This window comes from Prevotella sp. C0209C1 (genome assembly GCF_056583855.1).
Genome location: NZ_JBWPJP010000008.1, coordinates 46,466 through 66,822 on the forward strand (window position 1 = coordinate 46,466; position 20,357 = coordinate 66,822).

The 20,357-nt window shown below is 35.9% G+C and carries 16 protein-coding genes; 1 reads left to right on the plus strand and 15 read right to left on the minus strand.

Annotated elements, in window-relative coordinates; all coding sequences use genetic code 11:
• Positions 1-79 precede the first annotated feature (79 nt).
• From AC1DCD_RS03490 to spt, 15 genes are all read right to left on the minus strand, one after another.
• Positions 80-931, minus strand: a complete 852-nt coding sequence (locus AC1DCD_RS03490; protein WP_464640280.1) for a GIY-YIG nuclease family protein — start codon at positions 929-931, stop codon at positions 80-82.
• A gap of 438 nt (positions 932-1,369) precedes the next feature.
• On the minus strand, positions 1,370-3,670 hold the full coding sequence (gene gltA / locus AC1DCD_RS03495; RefSeq protein WP_464640278.1) for an NADPH-dependent glutamate synthase: 2,301 nt from the start codon (positions 3,668-3,670) through the stop codon (positions 1,370-1,372).
• A 93-nt stretch (positions 3,671-3,763) separates the two neighbouring features.
• A complete protein-coding gene (gene serS, locus AC1DCD_RS03500) occupies positions 3,764-5,053 on the minus strand; it encodes a serine--tRNA ligase (protein ID WP_464640276.1) in 1,290 nt (429 codons plus the stop codon).
• Between the two features lie 226 nt (positions 5,054-5,279).
• Entirely contained in the window at positions 5,280-5,570 is a 291-nt protein-coding gene (gene rpmA, locus AC1DCD_RS03505; RefSeq protein ID WP_008450267.1) for a 50S ribosomal protein L27, read from the minus strand.
• 18 nt (positions 5,571-5,588) lie between these two features.
• Positions 5,589-5,906: a 50S ribosomal protein L21 gene (gene rplU, locus AC1DCD_RS03510; protein ID WP_008450517.1), complete on the minus strand. Its 318-nt coding sequence runs from the start codon at positions 5,904-5,906 to the stop codon at positions 5,589-5,591.
• A gap of 263 nt (positions 5,907-6,169) precedes the next feature.
• Complete coding sequence (locus tag AC1DCD_RS03515) at positions 6,170-7,810, minus strand: dipeptidase (protein WP_464640274.1); 1,641 nt, start codon at positions 7,808-7,810, stop codon at positions 6,170-6,172.
• Between the two features lie 28 nt (positions 7,811-7,838).
• Positions 7,839-9,476 carry a M23 family metallopeptidase gene (locus AC1DCD_RS03520; protein ID WP_464640272.1) on the minus strand — a complete coding sequence of 546 codons (1,638 nt, stop codon included), beginning with the start codon at positions 9,474-9,476 and terminating at the stop codon, positions 7,839-7,841.
• A gap of 7 nt (positions 9,477-9,483) precedes the next feature.
• The gene (locus AC1DCD_RS03525) at positions 9,484-9,693 is read right to left on the minus strand and encodes a hypothetical protein (RefSeq protein ID WP_008450367.1); all 210 of its coding nucleotides are present in this window, start codon (positions 9,691-9,693) and stop codon (positions 9,484-9,486) included.
• A gap of 15 nt (positions 9,694-9,708) precedes the next feature.
• Entirely contained in the window at positions 9,709-10,665 is a 957-nt protein-coding gene (locus AC1DCD_RS03530) for a DUF4296 domain-containing protein (RefSeq protein ID WP_308532527.1), read from the minus strand.
• Entirely contained in the window at positions 10,666-11,331 is a 666-nt protein-coding gene (locus tag AC1DCD_RS03535) for a lipoprotein signal peptidase (protein ID WP_353586552.1), read from the minus strand.
• The gene (locus AC1DCD_RS03540; RefSeq protein WP_019036253.1) at positions 11,331-11,714 is read right to left on the minus strand and encodes a TraR/DksA family transcriptional regulator; all 384 of its coding nucleotides are present in this window, start codon (positions 11,712-11,714) and stop codon (positions 11,331-11,333) included. Before AC1DCD_RS03540 ends, AC1DCD_RS03535 begins: the two co-directional genes overlap by 1 nt.
• 79 nt (positions 11,715-11,793) lie before the next feature.
• Entirely contained in the window at positions 11,794-15,456 is a 3,663-nt protein-coding gene (gene ileS, locus AC1DCD_RS03545) for an isoleucine--tRNA ligase (protein WP_464640268.1), read from the minus strand.
• 464 nt (positions 15,457-15,920) lie between these two features.
• The gene (locus AC1DCD_RS03550) at positions 15,921-16,043 is read right to left on the minus strand and encodes a HincII family type II restriction endonuclease (RefSeq protein ID WP_464640266.1); all 123 of its coding nucleotides are present in this window, start codon (positions 16,041-16,043) and stop codon (positions 15,921-15,923) included.
• Positions 16,040-17,584 carry an Eco57I restriction-modification methylase domain-containing protein gene (locus AC1DCD_RS03555; RefSeq protein WP_464640264.1) on the minus strand — a complete coding sequence of 515 codons (1,545 nt, stop codon included), beginning with the start codon at positions 17,582-17,584 and terminating at the stop codon, positions 16,040-16,042. The genes AC1DCD_RS03550 and AC1DCD_RS03555 overlap by 4 nt, the downstream gene beginning before the upstream one ends.
• A 377-nt stretch (positions 17,585-17,961) precedes the next feature.
• Positions 17,962-19,152: a serine palmitoyltransferase gene (gene spt, locus AC1DCD_RS03560; protein ID WP_060933398.1), complete on the minus strand. Its 1,191-nt coding sequence runs from the start codon at positions 19,150-19,152 to the stop codon at positions 17,962-17,964.
• A 207-nt stretch (positions 19,153-19,359) separates the two neighbouring features.
• Here spt and AC1DCD_RS03565 point away from each other — a divergent pair, with 207 nt between their 5' ends.
• Entirely contained in the window at positions 19,360-20,355 is a 996-nt protein-coding gene (locus tag AC1DCD_RS03565) for a diacylglycerol/lipid kinase family protein (protein WP_008450260.1), read from the plus strand.
• The last annotated feature ends 2 nt before the right edge of the window (positions 20,356-20,357 follow it).

The following is a 20,357-nucleotide window of genomic DNA, read 5'->3' on the forward strand; positions in this document are numbered from 1 at the left end:
TACATTTGCAAGTCAAAAGTCTATATTCTACAGCCCACTTGACATTGATAAGCTGCCTATTGTCTCATAATTGATAAACCTATCTCTTTACTATCTCGCATAACTTCTTTCCTTCAGCATCTTTCCAATCAGTCCAGCCATTACTTGAACGACCAAGTACAAATCTCGATGCTTTACTTGGGGTCTCAAATGGGACATCGTGAAGAAGGATTATCTTTCCTCCGTCGTTCTTACAATGCTCTTTAATAAACTGGTCGCGTGAAGTTATAGAACTAAAACTATTCGTCACTTCGCTTGCTAACTGACTACCTTGCATAAGAATAAATTTCCTTTCTTGCCTATCATAGAAACCTTTAGCTTGTACTGAACGTTCATAAGACTTTACAAAGAACATATGCTCTATATGAGTTTCCTTCTTTACTTTTTCAAAGATACAGCATCCATAAAACATACACAGCAGCTGAATATCCCCAAAAAAGGCCTCCATATCACTTACTCTGTAAGAAGGAATAGTTGGCTGTTTAGGATTTGCCCCATTTAGAAGTTCATACGAACCTGCCTTTTGGGCTGCATCAATGCCAAGATATTCCAGATATTTAACATCATCACCATAGATTTTATGATTATCAGAAATAAAGACCAAAGCAGTACTCCAAAAATCTTTCTTTTGAACATGATCATTCTTTCTATTGGCAAAGTCCGTCGTTTGCCCGATATAAGCCTGTGGCTTATTTACCTTAGGTGAGCTAAGAAGAATATAAAAGGCAGGTCGCCCAGATATATCATTAATAGTATTTGCTAATGTAATTTCTTCACGTGGAATTACATAGAGATGGCATGTAGAATTAGCCCCCATATATATATTCCGTGCTCCATCGAGTTTACCATCAAGGAGTTCTGTATGTATGGTGAAAGTATTCTTAGTATTCATGATTTTCTATCTGTGGCAAATCCAACCTCAAAATACAACTACATTTGCAAAATTAAGTAAAAAGTCTCAAGTAGAGTTCTAAATTCCAGCTTTTTCTTAGTCTTGCTTTTGTTTTGTGTTGATATTCTTTAGTTTGCTTATCCTTAAAATCCCCTCTTTTAGGGAATATATTATCAATAGAGTTTGTTAGTATACTTTAATAAGTCCTTTCTACCATTAGCAGTAGGTGTGCAAAATATATTTTCGTTTCTAATGCCTTTTCCTACCACTTGATCTCTAAAGTTACTAAACGCTATACTTACATATATTTATAAACCATTTGAGCTTTCTATTTTTAAAAGCATATTAACAAATTATATTAAAAACATTAAACACTCTAATAACTTTAAACAACGTAAGTACAACGCTCATACATTATTTTTCCATCATCATACCAATCTATATCATAAGTTGCTCTGCCATAGCTTTAGCAGCCTTTCTACCATCTCCCATAGCAAGAACTACTGTAGCAGGACCATTTACGATATCTCCACCTGCATATATTTCAGAGCACGAACTTTGTCTATTATTATCCACCACAATAGTATCTTTCCAGCCTAAATTTAATCCTTTTATAGATCTTGGCACTAAAGGATTAGGCGATGTCCCTACTGCAACTATTACCTGATCACATTCTATAATAATTTCTTTACCTGTTGTCTTAGGTGAACGACGCCCACTTTCATCGGGTTCTCCAAGTTCCATTACGTCGAGAATAGCATTAGTAACATATCCTTTCTTGTCTATTATATACTTTTTGGGATTATGAAGTGTCAAGAGCTTGATACCTTCTTCTTTTGCTTGCAAGATCTCTATCCTACCAGCAGGCATTTCCATTTCAGAACGACGATAAACTACCGTTACTTCAGCCCCTAAACGCCGCGCCATACGACATGCATCCATAGCAGTATTACCTCCACCAACTACTATTATTTTCTTACCCACATAAAGAGATGTTTCTGCTTTTGGATTAGTAGCATCCATAAGATTTATACGAGCAAGAAATTCATTACTTGATAACACATTTACAGCATTCTCTCCTTGAATGCCCATAAAATTAGGAACACCAGCCCCACTGCCTATAAAAAAACCTTTAAACCCTCGCTTCTTAAGTGATTCTATCGTAATAGTCTTCCCCACTACAACATCTGTAAAGAAATGTACACCTGATTTTCGCAAATTATCTATCTCAATATCTACTATTTTATTTGGCAAACGAAATTCTGGTATTCCATATTTTAATACTCCACCCAATTCATGCAATGCCTCAAAAACAAATACAGAAAAACCTTTTTTTATCATCTCGCCAGCAAAACTTAACCCTGCAGGACCTGAACCTACTACTGCTACTTTTATACCATTCTTTGCTACTGAAGGTGTGTCTATTTGAATATGCTGCTCACGTACACTATCAGCAACATAGCGTTCTAATCCTCCTATAGATACAGGTTTACCACTTATTTTATTATGAATACAACCACCTTCGCATTGTTTTTCATGAGGACAAACACGCCCGCAAATAGCAGGCAAAGAAGATGTGTTACGTAACACCTTATAAGCTCCAAGAATATTCCCACGTTCAATATTCTTAATAAAAGCAGGTATATCATTACTAACAGGGCAGCCCTTTACACAACCAGGATTGCTACAATCCAAACAACGATGAGCCTCCGCAGTAGCCATCTGCATTGTATAGCCTTTTGCTACTTCCTCTATTCTTGTTGTAGCCCTATATATAGGATCAAGAGTAGGCACAGGAATATGTTCTAACGCCATACGATCCTTAGACTTTATCTGCTTTCTAAGAGCTTCACGCCACTCTGTCTTGCGATTAGACAACAGCTCTAAAGCATCATCTTCTTGTATTAAATTTATTGTGTTTTTATCAAAATCATTAATAGTATAGTTGGGTTTTTTATCTTCTATTTTTAAAGCCTTTACATCACTTGTACGCATTATAAGTTCTTCCCAATTTATCTTACACCCATCAAACCAAGGACCATCTATACAAGCAAATCTTATCTTACCTCCTATTGTTAAACGACAAGCACCACACATTCCTGTACCATCTACCATAATAGTTCTAAGATATACATCACACGGTATTTGATATTTAATAGAAAATATTGAAGACTGATGCATGAACTTTTGTGTACTTATACATATAATCTTATCTACTTTATTATTGGTCAAAGCAGTTTTCAGAGATTCTGTAATGTCATCATTATTAGCTCCAATATAAAACACAGCATCTGCAACCTCCCTAATATTTTCCATCATTAAACCAATGCCTTCGCCTTCTGATGACAAAAGTACTAAAATCCTATTATTAGCCTTTTTCAACGCAGATATAATAGGAATTGCTATAGCCGAGCCTATATCATCACAAACAAAAAGTATCGTACCATAAGTTTCTATTTTTATAGGCGTTCCCAAGGGTCCTACTATATCTTTTATAGCATCTCCAGGCTCTAAACTTACTAAACGAGCCGTAGAATGATTAACCTCCTTTACTACTATTGTGATAGAACCTCTCTCAGGATTAACTTTAGACACACTAATAGGCAAACGTTCGCTTTTATCTTCTACGCGAATAATAACAAAATTACCTGCTCTATAACTACGCGCAATAAGTGGGGCTTCCACCTCAATATTAAACGTATGAGCAGCCAACTGATTTTTACTTAAAATCTTGTTCATAGATATACGATAAGGTTAGGGGTTAGTAATATTTTATATAAAGATATTTCGCCCCACTATTTCATAAAACAATGAGGCGAAATTATAAGATTTTTAGAAATTCTTATCGTCAAGCATCTCAAAACCACAATAAGGTACCAAAACTTTAGGGACACGTACACCCTCTGAGGTTTGATTATTTTCTATAATTGCAGCTACTATACGAGGTAAGGCTAAAGCAGAACCATTTAAAGTATGACATAACTCTATCTTCTTATCCTCTAAATGACGATAACGACAATGCAAACGATTAGCTTGATAACTTTCAAAATTACTTACCGAACTAACCTCTAACCAACGCCCTTGAGCTGCACTCCACACCTCAAAATCGTAACAAATAGCTGATGTAAAGCTCATATCCCCACCACAAAGACGAAGAATATGATAAGGAAGCTCTAATTTCTTTAACAGACCTTCTACATGATCAAGCATTTCCTTCAACGAGTCATAAGAATGCTTTGGAGTATCTATACGTACTATCTCTACCTTATCAAACTGATGCAAACGATTAAGCCCACGTACATCCTTACCATAACTTCCTGCTTCACGACGAAAACAAGCAGAATAAGCACAACGCTTTATAGGTAAATCTTTCTCGTCAAGAATCTCATCACGAAAAATATTTGTTACAGGGACTTCTGCTGTAGGTATTAAATATAAATCATCTAACGTAGCATGATACATCTGCCCTTCTTTATCGGGAAGCTGTCCTGTACCCAATCCTGACGCTTGATTAACCACCAATGGAGGTTGCACCTCCAAATATCCACTCTTACGTGCTTCATCGAGAAAGAATGCCTCTAAAGCACGCTGAAAACGAGCCATCTTACCTATATAAATAGGGAATCCTGCACCGGTTATCTTTACGCCAAGCTCAAAGTCTATCAAATTATATTTCTTACAAATATCCCAATGGCATAATGCGTCCTTGGGAAGATCTGGCTTCTTACCTCCCTCTTTTACCACAACATTATCAGAAGCATCTTTACCCTCTGGCACATCATCATTAGCTATGTTAGGAATGGAAAGCAATAGCTCAGTCATGTCATTCTGAACTTTTTCCATGTCCTCTTGTAAAGATTTGTCTAAAGATTTCAACTCTCCCACCTTCTGCTTTATAGCTTCAGCATCAGCCTTCTTTCCCTCTTTCATTAAGCCTCCTATCTGCTTAGATAAGAGATTTTGCTGTTGCTTGTTATTATCGAGCTTTTGCTGTGCTTCACGGCGCATACGGTCTAAGCTCAAAACCTTTTCCACTGCGTCACGAGCCCCTTGAAAATGTTTCTTCTCAAGACCTCGTACTACGCGTTCAGTTTCCTCACTGATGAGCTTTAATGTAAGCATAATGTCATTAATTTAATTTTTACTACTGAAAGCAAAGTTACAATTTTTTTTTGAACAAAAAGAAAGTTGAGAGTTTTTGAAAAAGGAATTTCACCTACTAAAGCATTTCTTATAAAGTTATATCAAATAAAGAGGTAAAGACTTTAGTATATAAAAGCATAAGTCCCAATATCTTTTCAGATATTGGGACTATGTTGTTTGTTTGGAATAGTTGTTATTTTTTTATTTAAGCCTCAGGCTTTTTTGTCTTAGACGCGTAAACTTCCTCAGAAAGTACAGATACTGTACTTTTGTTAAACTTACCTTTATGGAAGTATACTACACCATCAGTGAGAGCATATAAAGTATCATCTTTACCTTGCGCTACACCCTCTCCAGGATAGTGACGATTACCACGCTGGCGAACAATGATGTTACCGGCAATGATCTTCTGACCACCCCAAATCTTGACACCTAAACGCTGTGAAGCTGATTCACGACCATTCTTAGAACTACCGACACCTTTTTTATGAGCCATTTCTAAATCCTCCTCTTTTTAAGCGTTAATTGATTTTATTTCAACTTGAGTAAACTGAGCACGATGACCATTTTTCTTACGATAGTCTTTACGACGTTTCATCTTAAAAACGATAACTTTATCGCCCTTTACTAAAGGATTAACAACCTCAGCTACTACTTTTGCACCACTTACAGTTGGTGCGCCAACTGTGACATCACCATTATTGTCTACCAATAATACCTTGTCAAATTCAACAGTTTTACCAGCTTCCACATCTTTCATGTGATTAACGAAGAGCTTTTTGCCCTCCTCTGCCTTAAACTGCTGACCGTTAATTTCTACAATTGCGTACATTTTAATATTATTTAAACGGGTTTCACTGATAGGCGGCTGAGCATCTTTCCAGCACTTAACACATTAGCCCATACAGCATAATTGCTTGCAAAGGTACGAAAAAATCATAACATACGATATATGTATAAGATTATTTACCTTTAATGTTTATAATAAATTAACTAATACTATATTTATAATAATTATATCAGTTCACATTATCTTATATAATGACTAACTTTATAAGGTACATCTACAAAACAAGCAAAAACTCATATCTCACTTTATTCTTCTTCTGGCAAAGCAAAACGATCACCTGTTTGCTTAACAAGCTCTTTCTTAAAATACTCGCTATAACCAGGACGTTTTACAGTTGCACCCATACCCGTAGGAGTAAGCAAAAACTTTCCATCTTTCTCTGGTTTTACTGCCATATCATTAAACTTTACAATAAGATAAGTAGCTAATTTCCTCCAACTATCCATCATCTCACTGGCTTTAGCAGATGAATACTCTGAAAGCAATTCTAAAGCAGCCGCCTTATCTGTATCGTAAAGTGCTTTAGCTTTAGCTTCTATTTCTGGTTGTGATCTTAAGAAAGATCCTTCTATATTATCACGTACCTTTTTTAATGCTGGGAAAAGTTGCGCATAACGAGGATACACCATGTTAGCCACCCAGTTACATACCCAATATGCATTCTTATCAGAAAAAGTTACAGCATCAACACCCGGAGTATTAAAACATTCTGGCTGCTTAGTAATACCACAATATATAGGTACATAGGCTACCATGTTACCATCATCATTACCCCACCATATAACACCTCCTATTTCACGTGGAAGGAATGAGCGAAGCTGTGCTATATAAGAAAAGGCTGTTTGCTGTGTTGAGGTAGGACGTTCATTAAAATATTTCTTACCATTTACCTCATAAACTAAAGGTGTAGGCCTATAAGGAGTATTCCAAGGACCTGCTGCAATATCATTATCAAGAGCTAAAGGTGTACCTTCGTAATGATCGCGCATACAAGCAGCCATTACAGATACGTCCAGCTTTTTATTTGGCTCAATCCATAAAGGCATATCTTCAGCAGCAGCATCTTTACCTAAAGCCCATGGCAACCAACGACTCATATCTTTAAAATGATTAAAAAAGCTCCATACACGAGCCTCACACCAACGCCTTCCTCCAAAAGTAGGCTTAGCATATACGTTCTTCCAACTAAAGTCTGCATCCTTACCTTTAAACCAGCCCTTAGACCGTGCAAACTTTATACAGTTTTTAGACTTTATCACCTCTGTATTATATTTAGAGAATTGACCTATACGACTTTGGTTAGCATGTGCAGAAATCATACCGTCAGGAATACGTACAGCTACCCACACTACCTTATTATTAGGAGCTCCACCACAGCCCTGCATCTCTAATATCCATACCTCATTAGGATCGGCAATAGTAAAAGTTTCACCACCAGAAGAATATCCATAAGTTTCGGCTAAAGAAGTCATTACCTTAATAGCTTCGCGAGCTGTTTTTGCACGCTGCAAGCCAAGATACATAAGCGACCCATAATCTATCTGTCCGCTCTTATCTATCATCTCCTTACGTCCGCCATAAGTAGTTTCGCCTATACTTACCTGATATTCATTAATATTACCTATAACATTATAAGTTATGGGAGCTTGAGGTATGAATCCATGCGAGGCATGTGTATCATAATCTATAATCTCATATTTATCACCTTTTTGATGCTTGCCACCTGCATAATGGCAAAGCTTTGCAAACAAGCCATAATCGTCGGCATTATAAGTAACAAGCACAGAACCATCTATAGTAGCTCCTTTTGTTGCTATAAAATTAGTGCATGCTATACCATAACTTGCTATAGCAAACAACATCACTGCTAAAAACGTTTTCTTCATATTATTAATATTTTAAAATTTAAGCTTTTTAATATCGCACCTTAGTTGTAAACACACGCTCATTATCACGATTATCTGTGGCTATTATCTTAAGCGTATGTTCTTTACCTGTAGAATGAATAGGTGTATCGGCAAGATCACAAAATATTATTTCCTTATTCTTACCAAAGGAAAAGAGCACAAACTTGTCGTCTACATACGCCTGATAACTTTTCATACCACTTCCTCTATCAAATATACGAAAAAAAAGATGTCGTGGGTTAAGGCTCATTTCTGTAATATGTGGAGCTTCATTATCTATTGCTAAATAATAAAAAAGCCCTAAATCGCGCATACGTCCTGTTACCCAACCATCTTTATAAATACCGCCACAATACATTGGCGCACCTCCTTTATTTAAACCATTTAATGCTGCAATATACAGTTTTGAAGTGGCTGAGCATACGTTTTTATCAAGCTTTATACTTATTTTAGTCCAGTCAAAAAGAGGATATGTTTTAGTAGAGAAGCTATATGCAGGAGAATAAGCCAAAGGCAGCATAGCTCTTCGCCCAACAACATAACCATTATTAGCTAACAAACCTCTCTTTATCGATACTCGACACCCTTCCAAATATACATTATTATATCTATTATAATAAACAGTAGTGCCTTTCTTTGGTTTTAAAGCATGAGGTATAGCTTCAGGATTACCAAGCACTGTAAATTTCTTTATAGTAGTATTACCATATACATCACTTAACTCATAACGTAGATGATACTCTCGAGGTTCATTAAAATTGATAATACCTCTACCCACAGCTTTAAGAATAGGCAAACGATTACCCGGATCTATAAACGATTTCAAATACCATATATGAGTAGATATAAAATGATCATAATCTCCCCATGAATTGATCATACGATTATCGATAACAGGAATATTGTTAACATCACTATAAAAAATCAATCTGTTATCACAATAGAGCTTAGTATAGCGTACCCCAAAGCTATTGTAAACATCGTCCATGTGATCGTTAGCACGAACGCCAAAGCCCACTTTCCCCCAAGCAAGAAAATGTCCCTTATCAAAAGTAAATATACGTAAAGATTGCGAATGCTGGAAAACACCTTCTCCTGCTTGCGGATACACTTTAAAAGAATAAACAGCAGGGGGCGTTTTATCCTTTAATATACCTTTTAAAGCATTTAAAGGGTCGGTCATATTACCCGTTTTTGTCTCATGATATTCTATATGAATATGTGGACCTTTTGAAGCTCCTGTGTTACCACTCAAAGCTATAAGCTGACCTTTACGGACAGGAAACTCGCCCGGGGCGAACTTAACATCGACAGCATAACTATGATGATTATACTGATATTTACGTACAGCTGCCTCTATCTGAGGAACAAACTTGTTTAAATGAAAATATTGACTTGTATAACCATTGGGGTGAGTAACATAAATAGCTAAGCCATAACCGTGTTTTTGCACTACTGCACCTGATATATAACCATCGGCAATAGAGTAAACACCTAAATTTACTTCACGATTAGTTTTTACGTCAATACCCCCATGAAAATGATTTGGACGTGGCTCGCCAAAGTTTCCCGCAAGCTCTACAGGAATATGAACAGGTGATCCGAAAGAAAGGGCTGCCAGTAAGAATGATAATAATATATGCATAAGCGTTTTATTCTATTCTGTTATAACCATAAAAAGCAACGAGTCTACCATCAAAAAGTTCTTTTACCTCTATCATTCCTTGTATCCATTCTGTATTATATATTTCACCAACAAGAGGATATATACGTGAAACGTATCCATCAACAAGCTCTATAACAGCTTGCTGATATACCCCACTGGGAGTTCTGATAAAGTTAGACGCTATTCGACGAACCATATATTAACAACCTCTCTATCGTGTTATAGGAATACCCCGCTCACGCATAGATTGCTGAGGTGTTCTCGTTGATTGCGATTTACTATCTTTATCTTCTATTGCCGCATGCGAAGATGATACGGGGGCTCCACCTATTGTTCTAATAGCATTTTGCTGCGTCAAAGAGTCTTTATGCTGCTTAGTATCGTCTGTTTTCCTTATATGCATTCGTACTAACTCTATGTTGCGAATAATAAGAAGTTTAAACGTAGTAGAAGGCTGCTGACCATGTAACATCAAAAAATAGCCTTTAACAGCTTTTATCCCAAGCGTATCATTATTCTCTATTGTTATAGTTTGGCTACCATCTGAAAAGATATGTTCCATTTGTGTAGCTATGCTATCATTACTAAATGTTACAGATAGTAAGGCTACAGCATCGCGCATGCCATCTTGTACCATAAATTGCGAATCGTAACGAAAAACAAAACGATCGCCCTTATAAAAAGAACTGTCTGCTTTAAACGAAAAACTATACTTGTTTACAAATGCATAAGGCGATAAAAGTAAGGTTCTATTACCACGCCATATATCCGTTGTATCACCTTTTGACCTAATATTACCAAACTGATTAAAATCGTTTTCAGACGCACCTTGTAAACGTGCCTCGTTTTCATAACGTTTACTCAGATCCTCATAAATATCTTGCAGCTTCTCGGTATGCCTTATATAATATTGCAACGATGCATCAAACTGCTCCTCCGTTATGCCATATTTACTAAAAACGGCTTGCTGATAAGCCTTTATTCGTATACTATCCTCAGCATTCTGATTGGCTATAGACATAGCAAGATGATAATCGTAAAGCACGTCCTCCATTTCATCTGGCTGTAAATATTTAGACGGAATGGAAGGCTTACACGAAACTATTATAATCAAAAATGAAAATATAGATAGACAAATAAATACTGATTTTTGGATACACGTTCTCATTTAATTGGACTGTTTTTCTTTTTTCAATATATTATTATTAGGCGTCCAACCATTAAAATCCTTACGATAAAACAAAAATAAAAGGAACACACCCACAGAAATACAAGAGTCGGCAAAATTAAATACAGGAGAAAAAAACACAAACTTCTCTCCTCCCCAAATAGGAAACCAATTAGGGAAAACACCATGGAAAAGCGGAAAATAAAACATATCTACTACCTTTCCCATAAGCATAGGTGCATATCCTTCCCCCCAAGATACAAGATGAGAAGGTGTGGCTGTAGGCAGATAATAAGGCTGCGATGCTGTGAAAATCTGACCATATATAAGAGAATCGAAGATGTTTCCTGCAGCACCTGCAGTTATCATGGAAAGCACTACGATATAACCTATACGCGCGCCACGCCTAATGCGCTGATACAGATACCATATTAAAGCTCCTACTGCTAAAATACGGAACATACTCAGAAAGAGCTTACTGCCTATTTCCACTCCCCATGCCATACCATTGTTTTCAACAAAAACAAGCTGAAACCAATCTGTAATATGAATAGAGTCGCCTAAATTCATATTCAACTTAATAGCTACTTTTATAGCCTGATCTATAAGTAGCAATATCAATATAAGTATTAAGGCTATACATGCCTTTTTGTTTTCTGATTTCATCAATGATTTTTATTAGCTTTCTTAGATGCCACACTTAATGTAGCATGAGGAACAACACGCAATCGCTCCTTTGGTATTAGCTCGCCCGTAAGACGATCTACACCATAGGTCTTATTATTAATACGAACAAGTGCAGCTTGTAAACCTTGTATAAACTTCTGCTGACGTTGAGCCATTTGCACTAACTCCTCCTTTGTTTGGTTACTACTACCCTCTTCTAAGGCTTTATAAGTGGGAGAAGTATCATCTACATCGTTTGTGTTCTTATTTCTAAGCACCTTCATTGTTTCTTCATAGTCGGATTTAGCTATAGCCAACTTTTCATTTATAATAATCCTAAACTCTTCCAGCTCCTCATCGCTATATCGCTTCTTCACTTCCATAAATATAATGGTATTAACAGGTTATACGTAAATAGGGATATAAGAAAATTATACATTCCTCATATCCCTATAATTGACATTATACTTTAGTTATATTAATACAAATTTTAAAATCATCAAAATCTGTCTCAACACCCTTATTATTAGCTATCTTAATGTCATTTGCCAATATTTGTGTTTTAATAAATTCTGCAAATTGATTTACTGCCGCATTAATCTTTTCATTAGGGGTTAGCTCTACATTGATGCGATCAGTAATCTCTAATCCGGACTCTTTGCGAATATTCTGAATACGATTAATTAGCTCACGTGCCAAACCTTCGTTTACCAGTTCTTCATTAAGTTCCACCTCTAATGCTACTGTAAGATTGCCCTCGTTGCTCACTAACCAACCCGGAATATCCTCTGAAATAATATCTACATCAGATACCTGAACAGATACAGGCGCACCGTCTATATCAAACTTAAACTCGCCCTCATTCTCAAAAGCTGCTATTTCCTCTTGAGTAAGCATGTCCATACGAGCAGCTACCTGCTTCATTAGTTTGCCATATTTCTTACCCATTACTCGGAAATTACATTTCACCTTCTTTACTAAGATACCAGAACCCTCTACAAAGTTAAGTTCCTTTACATTTACCTCAGTCTTTATTAAGTTAGCTACAGCCTCTATATGCTGCTTTTGCTTTTCATCTATAGCAGGAATCATTATCTGAGCCAAAGGCTGACGCACTTTTATATTTACCTTACGACGCAAAGCCAATACCATAGATGTTATGCGCTGAGCCATATCCATACGCTCCTCCAAATCATGGTCTATATCTGCCTCTTTTGCAACAGGCCACTTCGCAAGATGCACACTATCACAACTTCCACCAAGATCTTTATACAACTCATCAGCATAAAAAGGAGCAAATGGTGCCAATAAGCGCGATACAGTCATTAAGCAAGTGTACAAAGTGCTATATGCACTCTTCTTATCTTCACTCATATCCTTGCCCCAAAAACGCTTACGATTAAGACGCACATACCAATTACTTAAATCGTTATTAACAAAAGCGTCTATTAATCTGCCGGCACGAGTTGGATCGTAATTGTTCATCTCTACAGTAACTCCTTTTACAAGAGAATTAAGCTTAGATATTATCCAATGGTCTATCTCTGGTGCTTCTATAGACATACTAACATTAGCACCTCCCTCATAACCATCTACATTAGCGTAAAGAGCAAAGAAGCTATATGTGTTATATAATGTTCCAAAAAACTTACGACGACATTCGTCTACACCTTCCGGATCGAACTTTAAGTTATCCCAAGGCTCACTGTTAGTCATCATATAAAAGCGCACAGGATCTGCACCATATCTGTCCAGCATCTCAAAGGGGCTAATAACATTTCCTACATGCTTACTCATCTTATTACCCTTCGCATCAAGAACTAAACCTGTGGAAATAACATTCTTAAAAGCTACAGAATCGAAAACCATAGTAGCAATAGCATGTAAAGTAAAGAACCAACCACGAGTCTGATCTACACCCTCATTTATAAAATCTGCTGGAAAGAAAGCAGGCGCAACTGCTACACCTTCATAAGTAGAATGTACAAGCTTTTCACGATACTCTTCTTCTGTCATACCATGTCGCTCTAATCCTGACTTATTTATTTTACCTTCAAACGGATAATGAAGCTGCGCATAAGGCATTGAACCACTATCAAACCATACATCTATCAAATCGCTCTCACGATACATAGGCTCTCCTTTCTCATTAACGAGAACAATATCATCTACAAAAGGACGATGCAGGTCTATCTTATCGTAATTTTCCTGACTATAGTCGCCTACTATAAAACCTTTATCCCTAAAAGGATTACTCTTCATAACACCTGCTGCGACAGACTTTTCTATCTCTGCATACAACTCTTCCAAAGAACCTATACATTTTTCGCCACGGTTATCATCACGCCAAATAGGTAATGGAGTACCCCAAAAACGTGAACGGCTTAAATTCCAGTCATTCAAATTTTCGAGCCAATTACCAAAACGACCTGTACCTGTAGATTCTGGCTGCCAGTTTATGGTCTTATTTAATTCCACCATACGAGCCTTAACAGATGTATCCTTTATAAACCAGCTATCAAGAGGATAATAAAGTATTGGCTTATCAGTACGCCAACAATGAGGATAATTATGTATATGTTTCTGAATGTTAAAAGCAGAACCTTCTTGCTTCATTTCCATACAGATAACAACATTCAGATCTTCTGCTTTCTCTGAAGCCTCTTTATCCCATACTCCGTCACGATTATATTTAGGATCATAACTGTTTTTCACATAATCGCCTGCATGATGTCCATACGCTTCCTCATCTACACAAGCCTTGAGAAAACTTGCATCTAAATCGGTTATTGCATAATATTTTCCCTGAAGGTCTACCATAGGGCGCGTTTCTGCTCGCTTAGATATTAAATATAACGCAGGTATATGAGCGTCTTTAGCTACCTTAGCATCATCAGCTCCAAAAGTAGGTGCTATGTGCACTATACCAGTACCGTCTTCAGTAGTAACATAATCGCCAAGGATAACACGAAAAGCCTCACTTTCCATTTCTACAAACTTATCACGACCTTCCTCGCTTACAAACACTTTCTCAGGATGTGCTGCTGCATAATCGTTAACAAACTGTGGAGCAAAATCGCCAACCTTCTCTACTGGCTTTACCCAAGGCATTAACTGCTTATAATGCAACCCTTCAAGCTCTGTTCCTTTTATAGTTCCTACTACTTTAAAAGGTACTACTTTTTTACCTTGTTCAAAAGGAGGTAATGAGCCTTCTTTTATTTCAGCCTCTTTCTTAAAATATGCCTCTATACGAGATTTTGCTATAATAACCGTAATGGGAGTACCATTATATGGATTATAAGTTTCTATTATAGAATATTCTATCTTAGGACCTACACACAGAGCTGTGTTAGATGCTAAAGTCCAAGGAGTAGTAGTCCATGCTATAAAGCAAGGTTTACCCCAAGTAGCATTACCTAAACCTGCACGCTTTGATAGCTCTAACCAATCAGCTGTGGGAATATCAAACTGAGCCGTTACCGTTGTGTCTTTCACATCTCGATAACACCCAGGCTGATTAAGCTCATGACTTGACAGACCTGTACCTGCACCGGGAGAATAAGGCTGAATAGTGTACCCTTTATACAACAAACCCTTATTATATAGCTGTTTTAATAACCACCAAAGAGTTTCTATATACTTGTTGTCGTAAGTAATATAAGGATGGTCCATATCTACAAAGTAGCCCATCTCTTCTGTTACCTGACGCCATTCGGCTGTAAACTTCATTACATTCTCACGACATTTATGATTATAATCTACTGTTGATATATATTTTTCTGAAGCAGGATTATCTATATCTTTCTTTGTTATTCCTAATTCCTTCTCTACACCCAGCTCTACAGGAAGCCCATGAGTATCCCAACCTGCTTTACGCTTAACCTGAAAGCCCTGCATAGTCTTATAGCGATTAAAAGTATCTTTTATGGAACGAGCTAAGACATGATGAATGCCAGGATGACCATTTGCAGAGGGTGGCCCTTCAAAGAAAATAAACTTAGGCTCACCTTCACGCTCATCAACACTCTTGTGGAAAATATCTTTACTCTCCCACATTTTCAATACTTTCTTGTTAGTCTGCACAAGATCCAATCCCTTATGCTCGGCGAATTTCTTTGCCATAATTGTATATTGTTTTATCTTTTATGCTAAGTGATATGCAAAGATAATATTTTATAGCGAAACCACCAAATATTCATAAAACTGGTATGATTTTAATAGATTGCCTGCTTATTATTATTTAATTTGCACATTTTCACAATATAACCAAGACTGCCGATTATAAAAAATAAATACTTTTTTAAGGCGAGTGTTAAAAAACGTTACCAAGCATGAGTCTTAAAAAGAAAAAACATCTATTCGTATAAAGAAATATAGCATATACACACCACTGAAAGACATACTATAAAAAACATTTTTAATCTATTTTTTGAGCAAAAATAGATTAAAAATGCTACAAAAATAATCTATTTTTCATTTTAGCTAATGTTTCTTCTCAAGAAAACGCATTTGCTTTTTCATAACAAGACATAAGTTTCGGTAAATAGATAGACAAGTCCGAAATTAGTCTAATGACCGATTTGGGTTTATGTCTCTTTTTCAAAAGGTTCCCCTGCTGCATGCCCAGACAACGTGCCGTTCTCTATCCGATTAGGACGAGGAACTCTTTTCCCTTTAAGCTGCCTTATGAGTGCTGAATAATTTATCATCGCAATAATAGTTTGTTTATATTAAATCTAACATTCTTTAAATGATTAGAATCTAAATCCTGAAGATATGCTTTCACCTCTTCTGTAATTTTATGATGCAAATCCACTTCCTCCTTATTCTCCCACCTAATAGGTCTATATGGAATACTGGCAATAGGTGCTTCTGAAAATTCAATAATGGCACCTTTCACAATACCATTTAGGTTAAGCCAATCAAAAATAATATTGGAATTTAAATACGCAAGAAGATAATACAAAGACTCTTTGCAACATTCTTTAGGAACAAGAGCCGTAACATCTTGCAGCGGATATACACCTTCAGGGGCAAAACAAAAACGGAAATGCTTTTTTTTCGATATTCTTTCTTTACATGGAACAAATATCTTATCTTGTTGCCTTTCAAACAACTTTTGATTTCGCAAAAAAACAAATTCCCAAAAAGGAATATCCCGATGATAATTATATCTTGAATATAATTTATCAATATGCCTTTCTAACTGTGTATAAAAATGTGGATATTCAATCCTAAACAATTCCTTATTTATTTTTTTATCTTGCATAAACAAGTAATAAGATTCCTTTTTTGCGCTATAAGCCTCTATATCCTTAGCTTTATATACTCGTATAAGATGCCTTCTTTCTTTCTCATTAAGATCATCAATATTTGAAACAAGAAATGCTTTATCTGCGCCTGAAACCATACCATTACCTATATCGCAAATATCACCTATCCGATAAAGTTCTTTATCAAAAAAAGACTTTGAAGGCCTTGTACAAACCTCCTCAAACGATTTAAGCCTACTCTGTACTTCTTCTGTTGCCAGCAACCATCTTTCATATTGACGGAATTGAGGAATAATCTGCTTGTTAAAACACTTTTTTGATAAGAGTTCATCCTCTTTAGGTTTCCCTATTTTGTTATATGTGTAAAAGTCTATTGTTTTTTTTAGACTATTGGATTTTATATATTTAAAAATAACAAATGAAGCTGTTACCTTATCAAAAAGAGGAGCTTCCTTGAAATGATAAATTTCACAAATGTAACCATGCTGACACATATAGTTCCGCAAAGTATCTGAATGAGTAGTACTCATCCAATATTCAGTACAAATAAAAATTAATTCACCATTATCGTTTAGTTGCTCTATGCTTTTAAGAATAAACAGAAACAAATAATCACAAAGATTATTAAAGTATTTATTCCATAAAGGATTAGCTGTCAATTCATTCTTTAACTCTTGCTCCAGATTTTTCCATCTAATATACGGAGGATTTCCTATCACCACATCGAACTTTTCATCTAATGGAGAAGATACGAAACTTTCATATTTAATAAAATCATATTCACTTATAAGACTTTTATCGATTTCATAAGCAAATAAACTGCAAAATCCATATCTTTGAAGATATTTCAAAAACACGCCTTCCCCACAAGACGGTTCTAACACCTTAGCACCTTTGTCCTTACCTATCAAATTTACCATAAAAGAAGCTATCTCATCTATAGTAAAATATTGACCATACTTATTCTTTTCTGACATACCTAAGCGTTTATTGGGTATATATTTTTTTTTACCCTTATATACCTTCAACAATTGTTAATTCTTTCTCTATAAATACCATGTTTTGTTCACAAAGATACAGAAATTACATTAACATTGCAACACATCCATATTAAAAAGATATTTCATAGTTGGCTAAATCGTTCGCGTAGAGTCAACCAGCAAGTGCAAAATATGCTTAACTTTTTCACATGATTTTTTCAAAACTAAGCAAAGCCTCTCCTTTTTTATTTTATTATGAGCATTATATAAAAACATAGCTACATTGCTCTTTTCAAGAGCAATGTAGCTACGGGAAAGCAAAGTTTTTTTTATTTTCTTACACAACAGCTAATAAAAAGCTATAGCTATTGTCTTTATTTTATAATATTTTCTTCTTTAAAAATATCTCTAAGAGCAATTACACCACGTTCCACTTGCTCTTTTGTATGTGTAGCCATAAGGGCAAAACGTACGAGAGTATCTTGCGGAGCGCATGCCGGTGGTATAACAGGATTAATAAACACACCAGCTTCGTATGCTTTTTTAGTTACAACGAAAGTTTTATGAATATCCCGAACATAAAGAGGGATAATAGGACTTTCCGTATCGCCTATCTCGAAACCTTCTTCACGGAAACGCTTTAGCGCATAATTAGTAACTTCCCAAAGATGTTCTAAGCGTTCTGGCTCATTTTGCAATATATGCAAAGCTTCTAAAGCAGCAGCTGTGGCAGCGGGGGTATTACTTGCAGAGAAAATGTAAGTGCGACAATTATGGCGCAAGAAGTTAATAGTATCCTTATCAGCAGCTATAAAACCACCTATAGAGGCAAGACTTTTAGAGAATGTACCCATGATAAGATCTACCTCATCAGTTAATCCGAAATGATCGCAAACACCACGCCCTTGCTTACCAAAAACACCTAAACCATGAGCCTCATCAACCATCACCGAGCAGTTATACTTCTTTTTCAGCTCTATGATTTTAGGAAGATTAGCTACATCTCCTTCCATTGAAAACACTCCATCGACAACAATAAGCTTAACAGAGTCTTTAGGGAGCTTCTGAAGAATACGCTCCAAGTCCTCCATGTCGTTATGTTTATAACGTAACTGGGTAGCAAAGCTCAAGCGTCTTCCATCAACAATGCTTGCATGATCACGGTCGTCTGATATTATATAATCGCCACGCCCTACTACTACTGCTAACACGCCAGCATTTACAGAGAAACCAGTTGAAAAAACTAAAGTTTCATCTTTATGCACAAAAGAGGCTAATTCTTTTTCTAAGCGAACATGTAAATCTAATGTACCATTCAAGAAACGGCTACCAGCACATCCTGAACCATATTTTAGCATTGCATCACACCCAGCCTTAATTACTCGAGGATCGTTTGGTAAGCCCGTATAAGCATTTGACCCAAACATTAAAATATTTTTCCCGTCAATATCTGTTACTTCAGTGCCTTGCTTGCTTGTTATCTCACGAAAGTAAGGATAAAGACCTGCTTTCATGTATTCTTGTGGCTGCGTGTAGCTTTTAAATCTTTCTTGTAATTGTCCCATTATATCTTTATAATATGTGTTATTTCATCTTACAACAACACTTCAATTTTTATTTTAGAGTACAAAGATAATAAATTAAGAATGAATATATGGCTTAAATTTTAAGAAAAGTTTATAATGACGTTTTTTTTATTATATAAACGAGTATCTTAAAAAACTTTTTTTTATATTTGTATGAAAAAATAATATCTATCTTTTTAAAAGCAAATGAAGAAAAAAATTATTTTTATAATTAATCCTATTTCAGGAACAGTAAGTAAAGCGAAGATCCCATATTATGTAGAAAAATATATTGACAAAGAGAAGTTTGATTATCAATTTATAAAAACAGAATATGCCGGGCACGCTTCTATTATAGCTAAACAAGCTGCTCAAGAAAAAGTAGATATTGTAGTGGCTGTAGGAGGTGATGGGACTATCAACGAGGTAGGCAGGTCTGTTATTAATACAAGCACAGCAATGGCTATTATTCCTTGTGGGTCGGGTAACGGATTAGCTCGCCACCTTTGCATACCTGCTAAAGTAAAAAAATGTATTGACATTATTAACCAATGCAATATAAAAGATTTAGATTATGGACTGATAAACGGGCATCCTTTTTTCTGCACTTGTGGCATGGGGTTCGATGCCTTTATTTCCATGCAATTTGCCAAAGCAGGGAAACGGGGAGCGCTTACTTATGTACAAAAAGTGCTTGAGATAGGTTTATCTTATAAACCTGAAGTTTACGACATAGAAATAGATAATAAAGCTCTACATTACAAAGCTTTTTTAATATCTGCTGCTAATGCCTCTCAATATGGTAATAATGCTTATATTGCTCCACAAGCTACAATGAGTGATGGGCTGTTAGACATTACTTTAATAGAGCCCTTTGGAATTATAGACGCGGCTAAGGTGGCTATAGAGATGTTTAATAAGACTTTAGACAAGAATATCAAAGTCAAGACATTTAAATGTAGAAAGGTACATATTCACAGGCAGCAGCCTGGGGTTATTCATTTTGACGGCGACCCTATAGAGACGGAACAAGATGTAGATATAAGTATAGTAGAAAAAGGAATTAGGGTAATAATGAATCCCGATTTTAATATAGAAAAGATGAAACCTAATATTGCTCAAACGGCTTTATCTGAAATATTTGCAAGTTTTGGAAAGGTACAAAACATGTATCACAATTTATTAAACAAGATGAAAATATAGAA

Bases quoted from the DNA above. Each gene is read 5' to 3' on its own strand.
- AC1DCD_RS03490 (WP_464640280.1), bottom strand. From the start codon at position 931: ATGAATACTAAGAATACTTTCACCATACATACAGAACTCCTTGATGGT.
- gltA (WP_464640278.1), bottom strand. From the start codon at position 3,670: ATGAACAAGATTTTAAGTAAAAATCAGTTGGCTGCTCATACGTTTAAT.
- serS (WP_464640276.1), bottom strand. From the start codon at position 5,053: ATGCTTACATTAAAGCTCATCAGTGAGGAAACTGAACGCGTAGTACGA.
- rpmA (WP_008450267.1), bottom strand. From the start codon at position 5,570: ATGGCTCATAAAAAAGGTGTCGGTAGTTCTAAGAATGGTCGTGAATCA.
- rplU (WP_008450517.1), bottom strand. From the start codon at position 5,906: ATGTACGCAATTGTAGAAATTAACGGTCAGCAGTTTAAGGCAGAGGAG.
- AC1DCD_RS03515 (WP_464640274.1), bottom strand. From the start codon at position 7,810: ATGAAGAAAACGTTTTTAGCAGTGATGTTGTTTGCTATAGCAAGTTAT.
- AC1DCD_RS03520 (WP_464640272.1), bottom strand. From the start codon at position 9,476: ATGCATATATTATTATCATTCTTACTGGCAGCCCTTTCTTTCGGATCA.
- AC1DCD_RS03525 (WP_008450367.1), bottom strand. From the start codon at position 9,693: ATGGTTCGTCGAATAGCGTCTAACTTTATCAGAACTCCCAGTGGGGTA.
- AC1DCD_RS03530 (WP_308532527.1), bottom strand. From the start codon at position 10,665: ATGAGAACGTGTATCCAAAAATCAGTATTTATTTGTCTATCTATATTT.
- AC1DCD_RS03535 (WP_353586552.1), bottom strand. From the start codon at position 11,331: ATGAAATCAGAAAACAAAAAGGCATGTATAGCCTTAATACTTATATTG.
- AC1DCD_RS03540 (WP_019036253.1), bottom strand. From the start codon at position 11,714: ATGGAAGTGAAGAAGCGATATAGCGATGAGGAGCTGGAAGAGTTTAGG.
- ileS (WP_464640268.1), bottom strand. From the start codon at position 15,456: ATGGCAAAGAAATTCGCCGAGCATAAGGGATTGGATCTTGTGCAGACT.
- AC1DCD_RS03550 (WP_464640266.1), bottom strand. From the start codon at position 16,043: ATGATAAATTATTCAGCACTCATAAGGCAGCTTAAAGGGAAAAGAGTT.
- AC1DCD_RS03555 (WP_464640264.1), bottom strand. From the start codon at position 17,584: ATGTCAGAAAAGAATAAGTATGGTCAATATTTTACTATAGATGAGATA.
- spt (WP_060933398.1), bottom strand. From the start codon at position 19,152: ATGGGACAATTACAAGAAAGATTTAAAAGCTACACGCAGCCACAAGAA.
- AC1DCD_RS03565 (WP_008450260.1), top strand. From the start codon at position 19,360: ATGAAGAAAAAAATTATTTTTATAATTAATCCTATTTCAGGAACAGTA.